This window comes from Nocardia sp. NPDC127526 (assembly GCF_042672265.1).
In the GTDB taxonomy this organism is placed as follows: Bacteria; Actinomycetota; Actinomycetes; order Mycobacteriales; family Mycobacteriaceae; genus Nocardia.
Genome location: NZ_JBHXVO010000031.1, coordinates 1 through 18,123 on the forward strand (window position 1 = coordinate 1; position 18,123 = coordinate 18,123).

The 18,123-nt window shown below is 68.5% G+C and carries 18 protein-coding genes; 9 read left to right on the top strand and 9 right to left on the bottom strand.

What is annotated here, in order from left to right; translation table 11 throughout:
- Positions 1–150 precede the first annotated feature (150 nt).
- Positions 151–978 carry a tyrosine-protein phosphatase gene (locus tag ACFVIV_RS32585; protein WP_379203033.1) on the bottom strand — a complete coding sequence of 276 codons (828 nt, stop codon included), beginning with the start codon at positions 976–978 and terminating at the stop codon, positions 151–153.
- Between the two features lie 40 nt (positions 979–1,018).
- Entirely contained in the window at positions 1,019–2,044 is a 1,026-nt protein-coding gene (gene zapE, locus ACFVIV_RS32590; RefSeq protein ID WP_379203035.1) for a cell division protein ZapE, read from the bottom strand.
- Between the two features lie 44 nt (positions 2,045–2,088).
- On the opposite strand from zapE, the gene ACFVIV_RS32595 reads away from it, so the two are divergent.
- The 4 genes from ACFVIV_RS32595 to msrB all read left to right on the top strand — a co-directional run bounded on the left by ACFVIV_RS32595 (position 2,089) and on the right by msrB (position 6,889).
- A complete protein-coding gene (locus tag ACFVIV_RS32595; RefSeq protein ID WP_379203188.1) occupies positions 2,089–2,853 on the top strand; it encodes a pyrimidine reductase family protein in 765 nt (254 codons plus the stop codon).
- A 32-nt stretch (positions 2,854–2,885) separates the two neighbouring features.
- A complete protein-coding gene (locus tag ACFVIV_RS32600; protein WP_379203037.1) occupies positions 2,886–4,451 on the top strand; it encodes an alpha/beta hydrolase in 1,566 nt (521 codons plus the stop codon).
- Positions 4,452–5,015: 564 nt separating this feature from the next.
- Positions 5,016–6,305 carry a glycosyltransferase family 87 protein gene (locus tag ACFVIV_RS32605; protein WP_379203039.1) on the top strand — a complete coding sequence of 430 codons (1,290 nt, stop codon included), beginning with the start codon at positions 5,016–5,018 and terminating at the stop codon, positions 6,303–6,305.
- A gap of 143 nt (positions 6,306–6,448) precedes the next feature.
- Positions 6,449–6,889: a peptide-methionine (R)-S-oxide reductase MsrB gene (gene msrB, locus ACFVIV_RS32610; RefSeq protein ID WP_379203041.1), complete on the top strand. Its 441-nt coding sequence runs from the start codon at positions 6,449–6,451 to the stop codon at positions 6,887–6,889.
- A gap of 147 nt (positions 6,890–7,036) precedes the next feature.
- Here msrB and hemQ read toward each other — a convergent pair whose 3' ends face one another.
- A complete protein-coding gene (hemQ, locus tag ACFVIV_RS32615; protein WP_379203043.1) occupies positions 7,037–7,732 on the bottom strand; it encodes a hydrogen peroxide-dependent heme synthase in 696 nt (231 codons plus the stop codon).
- Positions 7,733–7,799: 67 nt separating this feature from the next.
- Entirely contained in the window at positions 7,800–8,450 is a 651-nt protein-coding gene (locus ACFVIV_RS32620) for a TetR/AcrR family transcriptional regulator C-terminal domain-containing protein (RefSeq protein ID WP_379203045.1), read from the bottom strand.
- A 119-nt stretch (positions 8,451–8,569) separates the two neighbouring features.
- Here ACFVIV_RS32620 and ACFVIV_RS32625 point away from each other — a divergent pair, with 119 nt between their 5' ends.
- Positions 8,570–9,523, top strand: coding sequence for a threonine/serine dehydratase (locus ACFVIV_RS32625; protein ID WP_379203047.1), 954 nt, complete (start codon positions 8,570–8,572; stop codon positions 9,521–9,523).
- Between the two features lie 113 nt (positions 9,524–9,636).
- Here ACFVIV_RS32625 and ACFVIV_RS32630 read toward each other — a convergent pair whose 3' ends face one another.
- The 3 genes from ACFVIV_RS32630 to hemE form a co-directional block, all read right to left on the bottom strand.
- Complete coding sequence (locus tag ACFVIV_RS32630) at positions 9,637–10,266, bottom strand: H-type lectin domain-containing protein (protein WP_379203049.1); 630 nt, start codon at positions 10,264–10,266, stop codon at positions 9,637–9,639.
- Positions 10,267–10,525: 259 nt separating this feature from the next.
- On the bottom strand, positions 10,526–11,872 hold the full coding sequence (locus ACFVIV_RS32635) for a protoporphyrinogen oxidase (RefSeq protein WP_379203051.1): 1,347 nt from the start codon (positions 11,870–11,872) through the stop codon (positions 10,526–10,528).
- 79 nt (positions 11,873–11,951) lie between these two features.
- The gene (gene hemE / locus ACFVIV_RS32640) at positions 11,952–13,019 is read right to left on the bottom strand and encodes a uroporphyrinogen decarboxylase (RefSeq protein ID WP_379203052.1); all 1,068 of its coding nucleotides are present in this window, start codon (positions 13,017–13,019) and stop codon (positions 11,952–11,954) included.
- Between the two features lie 74 nt (positions 13,020–13,093).
- Here hemE and ACFVIV_RS32645 point away from each other — a divergent pair, with 74 nt between their 5' ends.
- The 3 genes from ACFVIV_RS32645 to ACFVIV_RS32655 all read left to right on the top strand — a co-directional run bounded on the left by ACFVIV_RS32645 (position 13,094) and on the right by ACFVIV_RS32655 (position 15,724).
- Positions 13,094–13,723 (top strand): DUF3000 domain-containing protein, encoded by a 630-nt coding sequence (locus ACFVIV_RS32645; RefSeq protein ID WP_379203053.1) that lies wholly within the window; start codon positions 13,094–13,096, stop codon positions 13,721–13,723.
- Between the two features lie 349 nt (positions 13,724–14,072).
- Entirely contained in the window at positions 14,073–15,332 is a 1,260-nt protein-coding gene (locus ACFVIV_RS32650) for an HRDC domain-containing protein (RefSeq protein ID WP_379203054.1), read from the top strand.
- 101 nt (positions 15,333–15,433) lie between these two features.
- Positions 15,434–15,724 (top strand): DUF2277 domain-containing protein, encoded by a 291-nt coding sequence (locus ACFVIV_RS32655; protein ID WP_379203056.1) that lies wholly within the window; start codon positions 15,434–15,436, stop codon positions 15,722–15,724.
- Here ACFVIV_RS32655 and ACFVIV_RS32660 read toward each other — a convergent pair.
- Positions 15,699–16,292 carry a TetR/AcrR family transcriptional regulator gene (locus ACFVIV_RS32660; RefSeq protein ID WP_379203058.1) on the bottom strand — a complete coding sequence of 198 codons (594 nt, stop codon included), beginning with the start codon at positions 16,290–16,292 and terminating at the stop codon, positions 15,699–15,701. The two genes, ACFVIV_RS32655 and ACFVIV_RS32660, sit on opposite strands and share 26 nt — an antisense overlap.
- 61 nt (positions 16,293–16,353) lie before the next feature.
- Between ACFVIV_RS32660 and ACFVIV_RS32665 the strand changes: the two genes are divergently transcribed.
- Entirely contained in the window at positions 16,354–17,190 is an 837-nt protein-coding gene (locus tag ACFVIV_RS32665) for a class I SAM-dependent methyltransferase (RefSeq protein WP_379203060.1), read from the top strand.
- A 17-nt stretch (positions 17,191–17,207) separates the two neighbouring features.
- Here the strand turns inward: ACFVIV_RS32665 and ACFVIV_RS32670 are convergent, their stop codons facing one another.
- Entirely contained in the window at positions 17,208–18,011 is an 804-nt protein-coding gene (locus tag ACFVIV_RS32670) for an enoyl-CoA hydratase (protein WP_379203062.1), read from the bottom strand.
- Between the last annotated feature and the right edge of the window lie 112 nt (positions 18,012–18,123).

Below are 18,123 nucleotides of genomic sequence, written 5' to 3' on the forward strand. Positions count from 1 at the left end.
ATAACTCAAAACCCCAACACACCTTTTACTAGTATTTTCAAACCCACCAGCCGCCCCCCCCACCGTACCGGTCCCCCGGGGTGTCACGGGGGGGGGGGGCCCCGCCGGTTCGCTCCGGGCGGCCCCCACTCGAACAACTGAAACCTGATGTCAGGCGAGCATTTTCGCCTTCAACGCGGCGATATCGGCGTCGGTCAGCCCTAGGCCCTCGCGGACATAGTTGTCGAAGCTGCCGTAGGACTGGTTCGCCTGATCGAAGGCCGAGTCCAGGGCCGAGACGGCGACGCCGTTGAGCATGTCGCCCTCGGCGGCGTTGCGGTAGTAGTTCGACAGCAAGTAGTCGTAAGTGACCGTGTCGCGATCCACGCCCAGGATGGTGAGCAGGACGGCATTGGTCCAGCCGGTGCGATCCTTGCCCGCGGTGCAGTGGAACAGCACCGCGCCCGGGTTGTAGGCGATATCGCGCAGCACGTCGGCGAAAGCCGCATTGGCTCCGGGGGCGGTGATGAAGGCGCGATACAGGTCGGCGCCCGCCGTCAGCGTGGAGGCCAGCACCTGCGGCGGGGCCTGGCCGATCACGTCGTTGTGGAACGCGGTGGCCCCGGCGGGCACCTTGTCCACGCCCATGAACTGCTGCTCATAACTGGTGCGCAGATCGTGGACGGACTGCACGTCGTCACCGGTCAGCGCGGCCAGATCCGAATCCGTGGCCTTGCTCAGCTCGCCGGTGCGATACACCAGGCCCGTGCGGACGGTGTGCCCGTCGGTGGTGCGGTAGCCGCCCGCGTCGCGGGCGTTCACCACACCTTGCAGGTTCAGCGAACGGGCATCGGTGGACACCACCACGCTGCCGGTCGGGGCCGGCGCGGCGACGCTGGCCGCGGCGGGCGGTTCGGCGAGCGCGACGGCCGGGCCAGCGCCGAAGGACAGCGCGGCGGCCAGCACCAGGGACGTGCCGAGCATGCGGGATCGGATCATGCGAACTCCTTCGTCGAGTGCCCGGCTCGCGACCGGGCGATCAGGACGCGGTGGCCGGAGCCTCGAACCGCGACAGGGCGAGCAGACGCGAGATGGCGCGCAGGTACTTCTTGCGGTAGCCGCCGTCCAGCATTTCCTGGGTGAAGATCTGGTCCAGCTTGGCGCCGGACACGGTGACCGGTGTGCCCGCGTCGTAGAGCCGGTCGGCCAGCACCACGACACGCAGCGCCACCGCCTGATCGGTCACCGGATGCACGCCGGAGATGAACACCGCCGACACGTCCTGGATGAGCGCGTTGTAGCGCGACGGGTGCAGAGTGCTCAGATGCTTGGTCAGCGCGTCGAAATCGTCGAGCGTGGAACCCGGTGTGGCGGCGGCCTTCTCGGCCAGCAGATCGGGCGCGGTGGGCTCCGGGGCGGGCGGCAGATCACGGTGCCGGTAGTCCGGGCCGTCCACGCGGATGGGCTCGAACAGCGAACCCAGCTTCTTGATCTCGCGCAGGAAGTCCTGGGCGGCGAAACGGCCCTCGCCCAGCTGACCCGGCAGCGTATTGGAGGTCGCGACCACCGACACGCCGCGCGCGGTCAGCTCCGAGAGCAGCCGCGACACCAGCATGGTGTCGCCCGGATCGTCGAGCTCGAATTCGTCGATGCACAGCACGCTGTTGCCCGACAGCCGCTCCACGGCATTGTTGAAGCCCAGCGCGCCAACCAGATTGGTCAGCTCGCCGAAGGTGCCGAAGGTCTTGGGCTCGGGCACGCTGTGGAAGATCGAGGCCAGCAGGTGGGTCTTGCCCACGCCGAACCCGCCGTCCAGGTACAGGCCGATGCCGGTGACCGGCTTCTTCTTACCGAACAGGGACTTCTTCGAGGCGGCCTTGCGCAGCTTGGTGACCCGGTCCGCGAAATCCTCCGCCTTCCGGACCGCGGCGGCCTGCGAGGGCTCCTTCGGATCCGGGATGTACGAAGCGAAGCTCACCTCGTCGAAGGTGGGCGGGGGAACCATCTGGGCCACGAGCTGGTCTGCCGGAACCTCCGGGTGGCGATCGACGAGGCGTTGTTGCACGCAAGCAGCGTACGGACGTGGTGTGATCGATACTCATGCAGCGTATGCCCAATGCGATCCAGCTCACAGAACTCGGCCGCGACGACCTGGTGCGCTGGTACGCCTACCCGGCCGGACCGGCGCGACCGTGGATCCGGGTCAACTTCGTCACCAGCATCGACGGTGCGATGACCCTGGACGGACGCTCCGGCGGGCTGGGCACGCCCGCGGACCGGAAGGTCTTCCTGCTGCTGCGCGATCTGGCCGATGTGGTGCTGGTCGGGGCGGGCACGGCGCGGGCGGAGAATTACGGGGCGGCGCATACCGATTCGCAGCTGCGGACGCGGCTGTGGCATCACGGATTCGGCGGGCATCCCGATGGCGCGCCGCCGCGCATCGCCGTCGTCACCGCCAGCGCGGCGCTGGATCCGGCGAGCCGGTTGTTCACCGACACCGGCGCGCGGCCGATCATCATCACCACCAAGGACGCGCCCGCCGACCGCAAGAAGGTGCTCACCGAGGCCGGCGGCGAAATCGTCGAAGCCGGGGAGACGACCTGCACCGCGAGCGGAATTCGCGCCGCCCTCGAAGCGCGCGGACTGCGGCGAGTGCTGTGCGAAGGCGGGCCCTCGCTGTTCGGAGACCTGCTGACCGCCGGCGCGGTCGACGACCTGTGCCTCACCGTCTCCCCGCTGCTCGTCGCCGGTACAGGCGGACGAATCGCGGTGTCCCCCATGGCAACGCCCACCCCCATGACACGACGGCATCTCATCGTCGACGACGACGGCACCATCCTCACCCGCTGGGTCCGCAGTCACACCCAGAGCTGAAACCGGTTGCCGGACCTGGCAGGCTGTAGCGCATGCGCTGGACTCGGGCCGCTCTGCTGGCGTCGACACTTTCGATCCTGGTGACCACCGGCTGTGGTGCCGGGCCGTCGGACCGGCCGGCCGTCGCCGTGGAACGACCCCATCAAGGCGGGGTCGTCGAGACCACCAAACCCGGTGCGGCCGAACCGCCCGCGCCCGAGGTGCCCAAGACCGAACTGTCCTGGCACGACTGCACGGTGCCGACGTTCAACCTGCTGTCGCTGGGGACGCCGCCGGGCGGGCTGGTGCTGGAATGCGCGGAATACACCACGCAGGTGGATATCGCGGGGGCGGTGAGCGGCAACTTCCGGACCGCGGCCATGCGGGCGCGCTACGACAGCACACCCAAGGACGCGGCGCCGCTGGTGCTGACGTCCGGATCGGATCGGGCGTCGACGGCCACCCTGGCCGCGCTCGCGGCGGGGCCGACCAATCCGCTGCTGGCGTCGCGGCCCATCGTGGCTGTCGACCGGCGCGGGATCGGGAGTTCGCAGCCGGTGAGCTGTATGACCGCCGAGATTCGCAAGACGATTGCCGATCAGGCGCAATTCGCGGCGGGGGGAACCGATCCCGTGGACGCGGTGGCGGAGGCCAGCCAGGACGCGACCATCGAATGCCTGGACTTTCTGACGCCGGCGCAGAGCACTTTCGATGCGGCGCATGCGGCCGATGATCTCGATCAGCTGCGCAAGCAGTGGCAGGTGGAGCACATCGGGCTGCTGGGGACCGGCAGCGGCGGGACCGTCGCGCTGGAGTACGCGCGCAAGTACGGGGATCATCTCGGGCGGCTGGTGCTGGATTCGCCGCAGGCCGTGGGGCTGGATTCGGCGGGGCGTGCGGAGCAGCGGGTGAAGGGGGCGGAGGCCGCGCTGACCGCGTACGCGCAACGGTGTGCGGCGCTGAACTGTTCACTGGGGGCCGATCCGCGCGCGGCCATCGCCACGCTGGTGAGCCGGGCCGGGGGCGGTGAGTTCGGGGATCTGTCGGCGGCTGCGCTGGTTACCACGTTGAGTGGATTCCTCGGCGACCCGCGGGCTGTGCAGAATCCGGTGATCACCGAATTCGCCGACGCGCTCGCGGCGCTGGGGCGCGGTGACCGCGGGCCCATTACGCCGTTCGTGCTGCGTGAGACCTCGGCCATCGCCAATGACGGGGCCTTCGTCAACCGGTGTAGCGACAACCATCAGCCTGCGAGCCCGGTGCGCGCCAAGGAACTGGTCGCGCAGTGGGGTGGTCAGTATCCGGTTTTCGGCAAGGCCGCAGCCATCGATCTCATGGCTTGCTCGGCCTGGCCCGCTACGGCGGCGGAGATGAAGCTGCCGGAGAAGCTGGACCGGCCGGTGCTGGTGCTCGGCGGGAATGCGGACCCGGTCACGGGGCAGGACGGGCGGCCGTCGGTGACCGGTGCGCTCGCCGCTGCCGGGGGTCGCACGGCCACCGTGGTGTGGCAGGGCTGGGGGCACCCTACCGTCGCGCACTCCAGCTGCGCGCAGCAGGCCGTCGCCGACTATCTGAAGGACGCCAAGCTCCCGGCCGACGGAACTGCCTGCCCTGCTTGAGTGCTGGGGCAGTTGTGGCGGGAAACGCGGATCTGCTGCTGGTTCGGAAGGCGGGTCTGATCAGGGACGCTCGTGGCTGTGTTTGATTTGCCTCCGCTTCGCTCCGGCGGGGTTCGGGGCCTGACGGTCTCGATTTTTCCCTCCCTCCGCGCACGCCGGAGCTCCTCCGCTTCGCTCCCCCGCTCCGACGCACGCTCCACTCAGTCCAAAATCGAGACGGCCCCGAACCCACACAGTTGATGCACCAACTGTCATCCCTACAGTTCATTGACAGTTCGCCTGCGGCGGACAAACACACAGGCACACGAGCTGATCACCGCACCGGCTGGTGACCAGACCGGCTGGTGCACGGACCAGCCGGCAAACGGACCAACTAGTGATCGGACCGGCCGGTGCACGGACCAGCCGGCAAACGGACCAACTAGTGATCGGACCGGCCGGTGCACGGGCCAGCCGACGCACGGACCGGCTGGCGGGCAGAGCGGCGGGTGTTGGTGGGTGGTGTGGTGTGCGAAAGGCGGGTCGGCGCACCCTTTGGGGGGTGTTCCGGTGTACCGTGCCCGAGTGTTCCTTCGCCAGCTCGAGCCTCGCACCGCGCGAACCACCGCCCAGGTTTTGAACTATGCCCTGTGGCCCTTCGCGATCATGACTGTGATCCATCGGGTGTTCATCGAGGCGATCAACTGGCATGTCACGGATGACTATCGGCCGGTGTACAACGCTTCGCTGGCGTTTTTGAATCATCAGCCGATCTACAATGCCAACTTCGACTCGACGGATCCGCACTATCTGTACATGCCCAGTGGGACGTTGCTGATCGCGCCGCTGGCGATCATCGATCCGGAGAAGTCGCGGTGGTGCTTCATTCTGTTGAATGCCGCGGCCATCATTCTGGCGGGGTATCTGCTGCTGCGGCTGTTCAAGTTCACGTTGAGTTCGGTGGCCGCGCCGGCGTTGCTGCTGGGGATGTTCGCTTCCGAGACGGTCACCAATACGCTGGCGTTCAGCAATATCAACGGTGTGCTGTTCCTGTGCATGGTGGTGTTCTTCCATCTGCTCCTGCAGCGCCGTGACCTATGGGCCGGTGTGGCACTGGGATTGACGCTCGCGGTCAAGGGGCCGCTATTGGCGCCACTACTGCTGATCGCGCTGGTGCGGGGGCAGTGGAAGGTGTTCATCACCGCGCTCGGTGTGCCGGTGGCGCTGAACCTGCTGGCGTGGCCGTTCATCGTGGACTACGCGCAGTTCTGGAAGCACACGCTGCCGTATCTGCTGGAGTCGCGGGACTACTTCAACAGCGCCATTGTCGGCAATGCCGGGTACTACGGGGTCGCGGACTGGCTGACCTGGATCATCCGGATCGCCATGGCCGTCATGGTGCTGGCGACGCTGTGGATCCTGTACCGGTACTACCGCGACGACGAAGTGTTCTTCCTCTGCACCACCTCCGGTGTGCTGATCACGGCGACCATGCTGCTGGGATCGCTGGGGCAGCAGTACTACTCGATGTTCCTGATCCCGATCATCCTGACCGTGGTGCAAAAGAACTCGGTCATGCGGAACTGGCCGGCGTGGCTGGCGGTGTTCGGGTTCATGTCCTACGACAAGTGGCTGTCGGACCGGTGGCAGGACATCGGGCGGACGCTGGAATACCTGCGCGTCACCTTCGGGTGGGGGCTGCTGCTCATCGTCGCGTTCTGTGTACTGGGCGACCGGTACCTGACGGCGAAGCGCGAAGGGCGGCTGGTCGCGGGCAAGTCCCTGGATCCGGCGTGGATGCATCCGGAATGGGCCTCCGGCGCTTCCGCTCGCAACGGTCGCGCCAAGGACACGGTCGCGGAGCCCGTCAGCTGACCAACCCCTCGTCATTCCGGCGCGCTTTTGGCCGGAATCCACCGCAACGCCGGAGATCCCGGCCAAAAGCATGCCGGGATGACGAGTTGGCCTCTGGACGTCGGCTTTCGGCCGCGACGATCACGACGTATTAGCGTGTACGTATGAGTAGCTCCGATGCTGACACTTCGCTACCGGCGCCGCGCCTCCAGCTCACGCCGCAGGAATGGCGAGCCAAGCTGAACCCGGACGAATACCGGGTGCTGCGCGAGGCCGGCACCGAACGCGCCTTCACCGGCGAATACACCGACACCGAGACCGAGGGCGTCTACTCCTGCCGGGCCTGCGACGCCGAATTGTTCCGCAGCGGCGAGAAGTTCCATTCCGGCTGCGGCTGGCCGTCGTTCTTCGATCCGGCGAAATCCGAGGCGGTCATCCTGCGCACGGACGATTCGCTGGGCATGCGCCGCGTGGAAGTGCTGTGCGCCAACTGCCACAGCCATCTGGGGCACGTGTTCGAGGGCGAGGGTTACCCGACGCCCACGGACAAGCGCTACTGCATCAACTCCATCTCGCTGCGACTGCACCCCTCGGACAGCGCATAGAGCAGAGTCGCAAAAACCCTATGAGGCGCATGCGATTCCGCGCATGCCCCGAATTCTGCGGGCACGCCGGCGGTGAAACGCCGACAACCAGCGAAAATCCGGAGCCCGGCCGCGCATCGCGGCCGGGCTCCGGGCTGTCCGGCCGCCTCAGGGCAGCGAGTTGATCAGCTTCTCGACATCCACGCGCGGGCCGGTGAAGAACGGAATCTCCTCGCGCACATGCAACCTCGCCTCGGTGGCGCGCAGATCGCGCATGAGGTCGACGATGCGGTGCAGCTCGGGGGCCTCGAAGGCCAGAATCCACTCGTAGTCGCCCAGCGCGAACGAGGACACGGTGTTGGCGCGCACATCCGGGTAGCCGCGGGCCGCCTTGCCGTGATCGGCGAGCATCTTGCGGCGCTCCTCGTCCGGGAGCAGGTACCACTCGTAGGAGCGCACGAACGGATACACGCAGATGTAGTTGCCCGGCTCCTCACCGGCCAGGAAGGCCGGGATGTGGCTCTTGTTGAACTCGGCCGGGCGGTGCAGCGCGGCATTGCTCCACACCGGGGTGCTGATCTGCCCCAGCTCGGTGACGCGCCGGAAATCGGCGTAGGCGGCCTGCAGATCCTCGATCTTCTCCGCATGCCACCAGATCATGAAATCGGCGTCGGCGCGCATGCCGGCCACATCGTAGATGCCGCGCACGACCACGCCGCGCTCCTCGAGGGACTCGAAGAACTCGCGGGCCTCCTTGATGGCTGCCGTCCGGTTGTCCCCCAGCTCGCCGGGCTCCACCTGGAACACCGAGAACATGAGGTAGCGGATGGTGTCGTTGAGGGCCTTGTAGTCGAGTCGCGCCATGACCCCCATCGTGCCATCGCGCCGAATCCCGGCGGCGGGGGCCCGGGGTGATGGTGAACACGCGCGGTCAGGAGGTGATTGCGGCCCACGAATCGATGAGGCGGCGCAGACCGTCGCGGAAGACGTCGTCGCCGGTCAGGACCGTGGTCATCTCGCCCAGATGCGCTGAGAGCAGCGGATATTCGTCCGGGTCGAGGGCGGCGACGGCGGCGCGGGTGCGCAGCAGCGGGGGTTTCGGATCGCGGTGCTCGATCAGGGCGGCGGCGCCGAGGGTGTAGATGTACATCTCGCGATAGGCGCGCATGGCGTCGACCATCGTCATGCCGAGTGAAAGATTGTCCGCCAGTTGCGGTTCGGTGAGGCGGGACAGCAGGCGCGGGCCGAGCCAGGGGCGGGCGCCGCGCAGCAGGACCAGACCCGGATGGGCGATCAGCAGGGTGTGCCAGGCGACGAAACGATCCTCGGTGAGCCGCGCCCAGGGGCCCGAACCCGGGGCGATCTCGGGCAGATCCTCGGCCAGATGATCGGCGAGCAGATCCAGCAGGCCATTGAAATCCCCGCCGCCGCGCCGCACCACCGTGGTGTGCGAGATCCGCAGATAGTTCGCGATGGCGCGAAAACTCAGTTCCTGCGCACCCCGCGCTTCGATGATCGCCAGGCCCGCCCGCGCGATCGCACGCGGCGTCGCCTCCTCGAGGGATTTCGATGTCCTGGGCATGTCACCAGCGTAAGTTACAGTGTAACCATCCGGTGCACCGACCCGGATATCGCACCTCCCGGAACCGCCGCGACCCGGCACGACCGGCCAGATCCACCACGAACCACGAAGGAATCGCAGTGCATCCCACTTACGCCGACGTGAAGGCAGCCGCCGACCGAATCGCCGGCCACATCCGCCCGGTGGTCCTCGCCCCCGCCGATCCGGACACCATCCCCACCGGCGGCGAACTCTGGCTGGCGCTGGAGCACATGCAGCACACCGGCACCTTCAAGGCCCGCGGCGCCATGAACTTCACCCTCGCCCACCGCGAACGCGGCGACCTCCCCAAGGTCGGCGTCACCATCGCCTCCGGCGGCAATGCCGGCGTCGCCTGCGCCTGGGCCGCCACCAAGGTCGGCTCCGCCGCCACCGTCTTCCTCCCCAGCACCGCGCCCACCGTGAAAGTCGCCCGCCTGCAAGCCCTCGGCGCCCAGGTCATGTCCGGCGGCCCCACCTACGCCGACGCCGCCGCCGACTGCGCCCGCTACGCCGAAACCACGGGGGCGCTGCGCTCCCACGCCTACGACGACCCCTACATCGCCGCCGGGGCGGGGACCCTGCTGGAGGAGATCGTCACCCAACTCCCGAGCCTCGACACCGTCGTCGTCTCGGTCGGAGGCGCCGGGCTCTTCACCGGAATAGCAACGGCCGCAGCCCATCACGGGGTCCGGGTCGTCGCGGTCGAGCCGGAGAACTGCCGAGCGTTCAATGCCGCTCTCGCCGCAGGGCATCCCGTCGACGTAACCCTCGACTCCATCGCCGCCGATGCCCTCGGCGCCACCCGGGTCTCCGAAATGTCCCTCACCGCGGCCGCCGCAGCCGATACCCACTCGATCCTGGTCACCGACGCCCAAATCATCGCCGCCCGCCAGCACCTGTGGGACACCCGCAGACTCGCCGTCGAACACGCCGCCGCCACCGCCCTGGCGGCCTTGACCTCCGGCGCCTACCTCCCCCGGCCCAGCGAGCGCATCGCCGTCATCATCTGCGGCGCCAACACCGACCCCTCCGATCTGGTGCCGAGCCGGTAATCCCCAGCCGCACTGCGCGTTACGCCGTCGCCCATCCGCGGTCGAGTGAGGCGCTCCCGATGCGAGAGCGCCTCACCGGCCTCCGGCCTCGGGGCCGGCTCAGGGAATCGGGCTCATTGCGCGTCGCCGAAAGCCAGCCAGTCGGCATCGATGCTGTACATGATCGTGTCGCCCCAGGTCGCGCAGACGAGTTCGAAGCCCTTGTCGGTAATACTCTGCGCCTCGACCCGCACCCGGGTGTTCTTCGACTCGTCGACGTCGAGCATGGAGAATCCGACCGTCACGCTCGGGGGTGAATTGAAGGGCTTGGCGAAGGTGATCGGCTCACGCCATTCGCGCGCCCCGGTGCCGCTCGTCAGCGTCCAGCCGGACGACACCAGGTATCCGATATAGGACCTGCCCTTCTCGAAGTGATTCGGCGCGGTCTCGGTGGCCGTGATCGTGAAATAGTCGTTCAAATCGACATTCGTCCCGCGCACGGCGGCGACCGAGAAGGTATGCGTTCCGGGCGTGACCGAGACGACGACGGCCACCGGCACCAGCGCTTTGTGCGAGTTCACCTCATTGGTGAACGCCGAGGCCGTCGCGATCACGGCGCCGTCCATCAGCAGGTTGACGCTGATCTTCCCGCCGGTGCTGGACCATGCCGATCCGGCGAACTGCACGAGCATTTTCCCGCCATTGCTGGTCATGGTGGCGGTTACCGGGTACGGCGCATTGTTTGCGACAGAATGGATGTGCATGACAGCTGCTCCAGTGATCCGGGACAGCGCCCTCGCAACATTATTCGGAAAGGGTCGCGCAGAAGTGGAGAAGACCGCGTAACCCGTGAGATGCGGGGCGTGTCGGCGTCCTACAAGAATTTGGTGGTCGGCGACTTCGGCGGCCGGGGATCCCTTTTCTCACGATACATCCAGACATTCTGGCGCACAGTCGAATTCGAGTATCCGGAACAATACGGACCGGCGCTTATCTTTCGAATTCCCGCCGATCTCGGCGGGTTCAACCCAGGTGATCGACAATTCGCCGGGCGGCGGCGGCGCCGGAGGCGGCGCAGGCGGGGACGCCGACGCCGTCCAGGTACGCACCCGCCAGGGCGACGCCCCCGAGATCGGCTGTGGCCGAACGCAGATCGGCGATGCGGGCGGTGTGGCCGGGGGCGTATTGGGGCAGGCCGCCGATCCAGCGCTGGACCAGGGTCCGCACGGGGCGGATGTCCACGCCGGTCACGGCGGTGAGGTCTTCGACCGCCGCGGTGATCAGGTCCGCGTCCGGCCACGACAGGGCGGCATCGTCGCCGAAGCGGCCGAAGGAGGCGCGGACCAGGGCGACGTCACGTTCGGCCAGGTGCGGCCACTTTCGGCTCGACAGGGTGAAGGCCTTGGCGCGCAGGGGTTCACCGGTGGCGACGAGGATGCCGGAGTTGTCGGGCAGGGCGGTGTCGCGGGGCAGGGCGAGGGCGACGACGGCCGAGGAGGACAGGTCGATTCCGGCTGCGAGTTCGGCTGCGGCCGGGGCGATCTCACGCAGGAGAGCGGCGGTCACGGGAGCCGGGGTGGCGAGGATCACGGCGTCGACCGCGCCCACGGGATCGAGCTGCCAGCCGTTGGGGGTGCGAGCGAGCCGGGTTGCGGCGGTGGTGGTTTGGATCTTCACGTCGGCCGCTGCGCGCAAGGCGTCGAGCAGGACGCGGTAGCCGTCGCGGATGCCGCCGAACACCGGGGTTGTCGAGGGCGGGGGGAGGGCGTCGCGTACGGCCCGGGTCAGGCTGGTGGCTCCCGCGTCGAGGGCGACGGCGAGGGTGGGCAGTGCGGCGCGGACGCCGATCGTGTCGGCCAGTCCGGCATAGACTCCGCCCAGCAGCGGGTCGACGCTGCGGCGGACGACCTGGTCGCCGAAGCGGTCCGCTACGAGTGCGCCCACGGCGATATCGCCGCCGCGCTCCCAGTGCAGGGGGCGCTCGGACTCCCCCGCGATGCGCGCGAGGGTCTCCGAATCCACCAGCCCGGCAAGCGCTTCCGGAGCGGCGGGGATACCCATCAGCGTGTTCTCGGGCAGCCGATGTCCGGCTCCCTCCGACCAGATCAGCGGTCGTTTCCCAGCCGGATACACCAGCTGGTCCTCGATCCCCAGCTCCCGCATCAATTCCGGGATCTCGGGGCGGCGGCCGACGAAGGCCTCGGCGCCCAAATCGACCGGCTCGCCGTCCATCTCGGCGGTGTGCAGGATGCCGCCCAGGCGCTCGGCGCGCTCGAGCAGGATCAGCTCGGCTTCGGGCCCCAGCGCCTGGCGCAGCCGATAGGCCGCGACCAGCCCACTGATACCGCCACCGACCACCGCGATCCGCATCGACCACTCCTCAGTCACTCAGCCCCTACCAGCAACCTACTCCCGGCCCGGATGTGACCCAGCGCTCGGCCCGCCGGGCTCAGAGCGGGATGGGGAGGCTGTGGATGAGGGCGACCGTATCGGTGATGACGGTGGGGTCGGTGTTGGGGAGGACGCCGTGGCCGAGGTTGAAGATGTGGCCCTTGGCGCCCAAGGTGATTGCCTCGTCGGCTTCGTGGGCGATGCGGCGGACCTCGGATTCGACCGCCTTGGGGCCCGCGAACAGGACTGCCGGATCGAGGTTGCCCTGCAAGGCTTTTCCGGGGCCGACGCGACGGACGGCATCGTTGAGGGGAATGCGCCAGTCGACGCCCACGACGTCCGCGCCGGCTTCGCCCATGGCGCCGAGGAGTTCGCCGGTGCCCACGCCGAAGTGGATGCGGGGGATGCCGGCCTCGGCCACCTCGGCGAAGACGCGCATGGAGTGCGGGAGGACGTATTCGCGGTACTGGGCGAGGGTCAGGGCGCCGGCCCAGGAGTCGAAGAGCTGGATGGCGTCGACGCCCGCCGCGATCTGGGCCTGCAGGAACTCGATGGTGATGTCGGTGAGGACGCCGAGGAGCTGATGCCAGGTTTCCGGGTCGGCGAGCATCATCGCCTTGGTGCGCTCGTGGTTCTTGCTCGGTCCGCCTTCGACCAGGTAGGAGGCCAGGGTGAAGGGGGCGCCGGCGAAACCGATCAGCGGCGTCCGCCCCAGGGCGTCGAGGAGCAGACCGATGCCGGCGGTGACGGCGCCCACCTCCTCGGCGCGCAGGCGCGGCAGGGCGCGGACGTCGGCGACGGTGCGCACCGGATTCGCGACGACGGGACCGACTCCCGCCACGATGTCCAGGTCGATGCCGGCGGCCTTGAGCGGAACGACGATGTCGGAGAACAGGATTGCGGCATCGACATCGTGGCGGCGGATCGGCTGCATGGTGATCTCGCACACCAATTCCGGATCGAAGCAGGACTCCAGCATGCCGATGCCGGCGCGCAGCTCGCGGTACTCCGGCAGCGAACGCCCAGCTTGGCGCATGAACCACACCGGGCGACGATGCGGCACGCCGCCGTTCGCGGCGACGAGGAACGGGGCATCGGTCAGCTGGCGGCGGGTGTGAGTGCTCATCACGAGTCATCGTAAAGGGGCCCGGCGGCGCGCCTCTCACTACACCGCGCCTCCGAGGTCTAGCGTGGCATTTCGTGACACCGCTCGACTTCCGCGACGGCGCCGCACCGACCCCGGAACCCGAAGAACCCGCCAGGTTCCGCGCCGCGGTCGATGCGATGGGCACCGCAACCGTGCATCCTCGAATCGAGCTCGCACCGATCCGGCCCCCGCAGCGCCTGGCCCCGTACTCCTACGCACTCGGCGCGGAAGTCACCCGACCCGATACCAATGTGGTGCCCGTCGACTCCGACGGCGACGCGTTCGGCCGGCTGATCCTGCTGCACGATCCGAACGGCCAGGAAGCCTGGCACGGGGTGTTCCGGCTGGTGGCCTACATCCAGGCCGACATCGACTCCGCGCTGGCCGCCGATCCGCTGCTGCCGGAGGTGGCGTGGAGCTGGCTGGTGGACGCGCTCGAATCGCGCACCCCGTTCACCGCGCTCGGCGGGACGGTCACCTCCACCAGCTCGGTCCGCTACGGCGATATCGCGGGGCCGCCGCGCGCGCATCAACTCGAGCTGCGGGCGTCGTGGACCGTCGGCGACACCGAGATGCGGCCGCATGTGGAAGCCTTCTGCGAGGTGCTCGCCTATGCGGCCGGACTGCCGCCCGCGGGCGTCACCCGGCTGGACGTCAAGCGCGGCAACGAGGACGAGGACTGATCGCCTCAGCCAACGAGTTCACTCCGTCATTCCGGCGCGCTTGTGGCCGGAATCCACCACGTTCTCGCAGATCCCGGCCACAAGCATGCCGGGATGACGAACGGTCCCCGCCTCCCGACCGTGCGGCGGGCAACCGATTGGCGCAATCGAGAACTTCTGTACCGCAACGAAATCGGCGCGGGCGGATTACGATTCCGAACAGCCTTGCGCCGTGTACCGGAGATGCGCACATTCGTGTTCCCGAGGCGCGCAACGCAAGGTGCCCCCGATGCGCGAACCAAGATCACGGCCTGCCGTTTCACCGGACGTGACGCGGACCGCCCTGCCCCTACCCGTAGAGTTCAAGACCATGTCCGTACCAGAAGAACCCGAAGCCACTGCCGCGGTACCGTTGCTCGCGCCAGTGGAGGGTGTGCCGCCGGTACTGGACACCGCCGCCGAAATCGCCGAGGCCGCGCGCCTGCTCGCCGCCGGGACCGGGCCGCTGGCCGTCGATGCCGAGCGCGCCTCCGGGTTCCGGTACTCCAATCGCGCCTATCTGATCCAGCTGCGGCGCGCGGGCGCGGGGACGTTCCTCATCGACCCGATTCCGGTGGACGGGGATCTCGCGCCGCTGGCGGAGGCCATCAACGATCTGGAATGGGTGCTGCACTCCGCCGATCAGGATCTGCCCGGGCTGGCCGAGCTCGGGCTGTACCCGGCCGCGCTGTTCGATACCGAGCTGGGCGGGCGCCTCGCCGGATATGAGCGGGTCGGCCTCGCCGCCATGGTGGAGAAGCTGCTCGGCCGCGAGCTGCGCAAAGGCCATGGCGCCGCCGACTGGTCGACGCGGCCGCTGCCCGATGAATGGCTCAATTACGCCGCGCTCGACGTGGAGCTACTCCTGGAGTTACGCGACGCCGTCGCCGTGGACCTCGAGCACCAGGGCAAGACGGATTGGGCCGCACAGGAATTCGAGCATGTGCGGACCGCCGAACCGGCCGCGCCCAAGGCCGATCGGTGGCGGCGGACGTCCGGGATTCATACGCTGCGGCGTACTCGGCAACTCGCCATCGTTCGTGAACTGTGGACCACCCGTGATCGGCTGGCACGGCAGCGTGATGTGGCGCCGGCGCGGATCTTGCCCGATTCGGCGATCGTGGCCGCTGCTACCGGGGAGCCCAAATCCATCGCGCAGTTACGGGCTCTGCCGGTGTTCGGGGGGCCTCGGCAGCGGCGCTACTCGCGGGAGTGGCTAGGTGCTGTCGAACGCGCTCGGGGATTGCCTGATAACGAGCTTCCGCCGTTGACGCAGCCGTTCGACGGGCCGCCGCCTGTCAATCGCTGGGAGCGCCGCGATCCGGCTGCCGCCGCTCGGCTGCAGCGCGCTCGGGCGGCGATGACCGAACTCTCCGGCGAGGTGGAGGTGCCGGTCGAGAATCTGCTCACGCCGGATCTGCTGCGTCGCATGTGCTGGGACGGGCTGCCGCGCACCGCGACCAATGGTGATGCATCGGCGATGATCGACGACTTCCTGACCACCGGTGGTGCGCGCGCCTGGCAACGCGACCTCGCGGTTCCGCGCCTGGCCGCGGCGCTGTACCCGGCCCCGGACAAGTCCGGCGACTAGCAGTCCCGTCCTCGTGCCCCGACCGCCGCGCCGGAGCCGCCGTGCAGTGCCCTTCCTGCGCTCGAGCGGCGGTGTCACACCCGCGCGCTACCGTCGGACTCATGTGCCGAAACATCACCGCCCTGCGTGGGCTGGAGCCCGCGGCGACGGCCGAGGAAATTCAGGCGGCCGCCTTGCAGTACGTCCGTAAGGTCGGCGGGCTGTCGAGCATCTCCGACGCCAACCGCGCCATTGTGGACGCCGCGGTCGCCGATATCGCCGCTGTGACCACACGCCTGCTGGCCGAACTACCCGAGCGCAAGGTGCCGCCGAAGACCGTGCCGCCGCTGCGGCGGCCCGAGGTCCGGGCACGGATGCTCGCGACGGCTAGGGCGCGAGCGATCCAGCCATAACCGCGGCCACGGTTCGGCCGACCGCCTCGATGGTCGGCGGTTCGCCCGTACGGTCGGCGAACAGCAGGTGCGCGGAGCCGATCAAGGTGGGGGCGAGGGTGTCGATGTCCGCATCGGGGGTGAGGCGGCCCAGATCGCGCTCGGCGGCGAGGTAGTCGTTGATCATGGCGGTGGCCTCGGAGACGAGGGGGATGCCCGGGGTCGATCGCGTGGCGCGCAGGCGGGTGCGCAGGTCGTCGCGGAAGGTGATCAAGGCGATGATCGCCACGGCGACCGAGTGGAAGACATCGGTGAGGGCGGCGGTCAGGTTGTTCGTGACGGTGCCGGTTCCGGCGGAATCACGCAGGGCGGCAGCTCGATCGGTGAGGCGGTCGATGCGGTCGAGGACGAGTTCGGCCAGGAAGGCGTCGAAATCGGCGAAGTGGCGGTGCAGAACGCCCTTGGCGCAACCGGCTTCGGTGGTGACGGCGCGACTGGTCAAGGCGTGCGGGCCTTCCCGGAGCAGCAGGCGTTCGGCGGCGTCGAACAGCTGTGTGCGGGGATCGCGGATGGCTACGCCGGTTGGCACTGATGAGCTCCTCGGGATGCATTCGTTGACGAGTGGGCGCACGCCCACTTAAGGTGGGCGCATGCCCACTATATCGTCGCAAGACCCGGATCCCGCAGCGCCCGAACCGCATCGGCAGCGGCAGGTGGCGGAATCGTTCGGCGTGGATGTCGAACGCTACGACCGGACTCGGCCGCACTATCCCGAGGAGTTGATTCGCCGCATCGCCGCCGATGCGCACGAGGTGCTCGACGTCGGCTGCGGGACCGGGATCGCCGCGCGGCAGCTACAGGCGGCGGGTTGCACGGTGCTCGGTGTCGAACCCGATTCGCGGATGGCCGATTTCGCACGCGGGCGGGGTGTGGATACCGAGGTGGCGACGTTCGAAGACTGGGATCGCGACGGGCGGGAGTTCGACGCGGTCACGGCGGGACAGGCTTGGCATTGGGTGGATCCCGTTGCGGGAGCGCGCAAAGCGGCCGAGGCCCTGCGCGCCGGCGGGCGGTTCACCGCCTTCTGGTACGTGCTCACGACGCCGCCCGCGGTCACCGAGGCTTTCGCGGACGCCTATCGCCGGGTCGGGCCCGACTCCTCGTTCCGGTTTCCGGCGACGGCCGAGCAGGCACTCGCGGGTTATCAGGCCATGTCCGCCAAAGCCGCCGAGGGGATTCGAGAGGCCGGCGGGTTCGCCGAGCCCGAGCAGTGGCGATTCGACGCGGAGCGGACCTTCACCCGCGCCGAGTGGCTGGATCAACTACCGACCCTCGGGTCGATGACCCAGCTCTCGCCGGATGCGCTGACCGAGCTACTGAACGCGGTGGGAACCGCCATCGATGCGATAGGAGGCCGGTTCACCGTGCCGTTCACGACGGTCGCGGTCAGCGCCGAGCGGATCGATCCCGCCGCGCGGCGGTCCTGACCGATTCCCGCCGCGCGTCAGTCCTCGAAGTTGGGTGGGCGACGGTCGCGGCGGGCGCGGATGGCCTCGTCGAAGTTGTCGGTGGTGAGGCGGACGTAGAGCTGGGACATGCCCTCGTGCTGCATGTGGGATTCGAAGCTGCCGGCTTCCAGGCCGCTCCACAGCATGCGTTTGGTGAGCTCGGTGCCCACGCGGCTCCAGCGGATGATCTGTTCGGCGGTGTCGTAACAGGTTTCGAGGAGTTTGTCGGCGGGGACCACGCGCGAGACGATGCCGATGCGTTCGGCTTCGGCAGCGTCGACATCGCGGCCGGTGAGCATGATCTCGTAGGCGCGGGTGGTGCCGACGACGCGGGGCAGCAGGTAGCTGATGCCCAGTTCGGCCGAGGTGAGGCCATTGTTGATGCCCGCGGCGCGGAAGTAGGCGTCCTCGGCGGCGATCCGGATATCGGTGCCGACGGCCAGGCAGAAGCCGCCGCCGATGGCCGCGCCGTTGATGGCGCTGATCACCGGCTGATGCATGCGGCGGATGGTCAGCATGACGTTGTTGAGCAGGTCCATGGAACGCCGCGCCACGCTGGTCCTGGTCAGGCCCGCGACGCCGGGGACCTTGCCCGCGTGCTGCAGATCCGCGCCGGAGCAGAAGCCGTGCCCGGCGCCGGTGAGGACCACGACGCGCACCTCGTTGTCGGCGGCCACCGCTTCGAGGGTTTCCCGCAGCGGCACCATCACGTCGAAGGCCATGGCGTTCATGCGCTCGGGGCGGTTGAGGGTGACCAGCGCGATCTGCGGACGCGGCTTCTCGACGAGCACGAAGGACATGCGGACTCCTGACCAGAAAACTGTAACCGGTTACAGAATCTACGCGAGAAGCGTGCCGCCGTATACGAAAAGCCGCGGCCCACAGCAGGGACCGCTGTGGGCCGCGGCCGAT

Excerpts from the sequence above, each read along its gene's own strand:
- ACFVIV_RS32585 (WP_379203033.1), bottom strand. The coding sequence starts at position 978 with ATGATCCGATCCCGCATGCTCGGCACGTCCCTGGTGCTGGCCGCCGCG.
- ACFVIV_RS32595 (WP_379203188.1), top strand. The coding sequence starts at position 2,089 with ATGCCCAATGCGATCCAGCTCACAGAACTCGGCCGCGACGACCTGGTG.
- ACFVIV_RS32600 (WP_379203037.1), top strand. The coding sequence starts at position 2,886 with ATGCGCTGGACTCGGGCCGCTCTGCTGGCGTCGACACTTTCGATCCTG.
- msrB (WP_379203041.1), top strand. The coding sequence starts at position 6,449 with ATGAGTAGCTCCGATGCTGACACTTCGCTACCGGCGCCGCGCCTCCAG.
- hemQ (WP_379203043.1), bottom strand. The coding sequence starts at position 7,732 with ATGGCGCGACTCGACTACAAGGCCCTCAACGACACCATCCGCTACCTC.
- ACFVIV_RS32620 (WP_379203045.1), bottom strand. The coding sequence starts at position 8,450 with ATGCCCAGGACATCGAAATCCCTCGAGGAGGCGACGCCGCGTGCGATC.
- ACFVIV_RS32630 (WP_379203049.1), bottom strand. The coding sequence starts at position 10,266 with ATGCACATCCATTCTGTCGCAAACAATGCGCCGTACCCGGTAACCGCC.
- ACFVIV_RS32635 (WP_379203051.1), bottom strand. The coding sequence starts at position 11,872 with ATGCGGATCGCGGTGGTCGGTGGCGGTATCAGTGGGCTGGTCGCGGCC.
- hemE (WP_379203052.1), bottom strand. The coding sequence starts at position 13,019 with ATGAGCACTCACACCCGCCGCCAGCTGACCGATGCCCCGTTCCTCGTC.
- ACFVIV_RS32650 (WP_379203054.1), top strand. The coding sequence starts at position 14,073 with ATGTCCGTACCAGAAGAACCCGAAGCCACTGCCGCGGTACCGTTGCTC.
- ACFVIV_RS32655 (WP_379203056.1), top strand. The coding sequence starts at position 15,434 with ATGTGCCGAAACATCACCGCCCTGCGTGGGCTGGAGCCCGCGGCGACG.
- ACFVIV_RS32665 (WP_379203060.1), top strand. The coding sequence starts at position 16,354 with ATGCCCACTATATCGTCGCAAGACCCGGATCCCGCAGCGCCCGAACCG.
- ACFVIV_RS32670 (WP_379203062.1), bottom strand. The coding sequence starts at position 18,011 with ATGTCCTTCGTGCTCGTCGAGAAGCCGCGTCCGCAGATCGCGCTGGTC.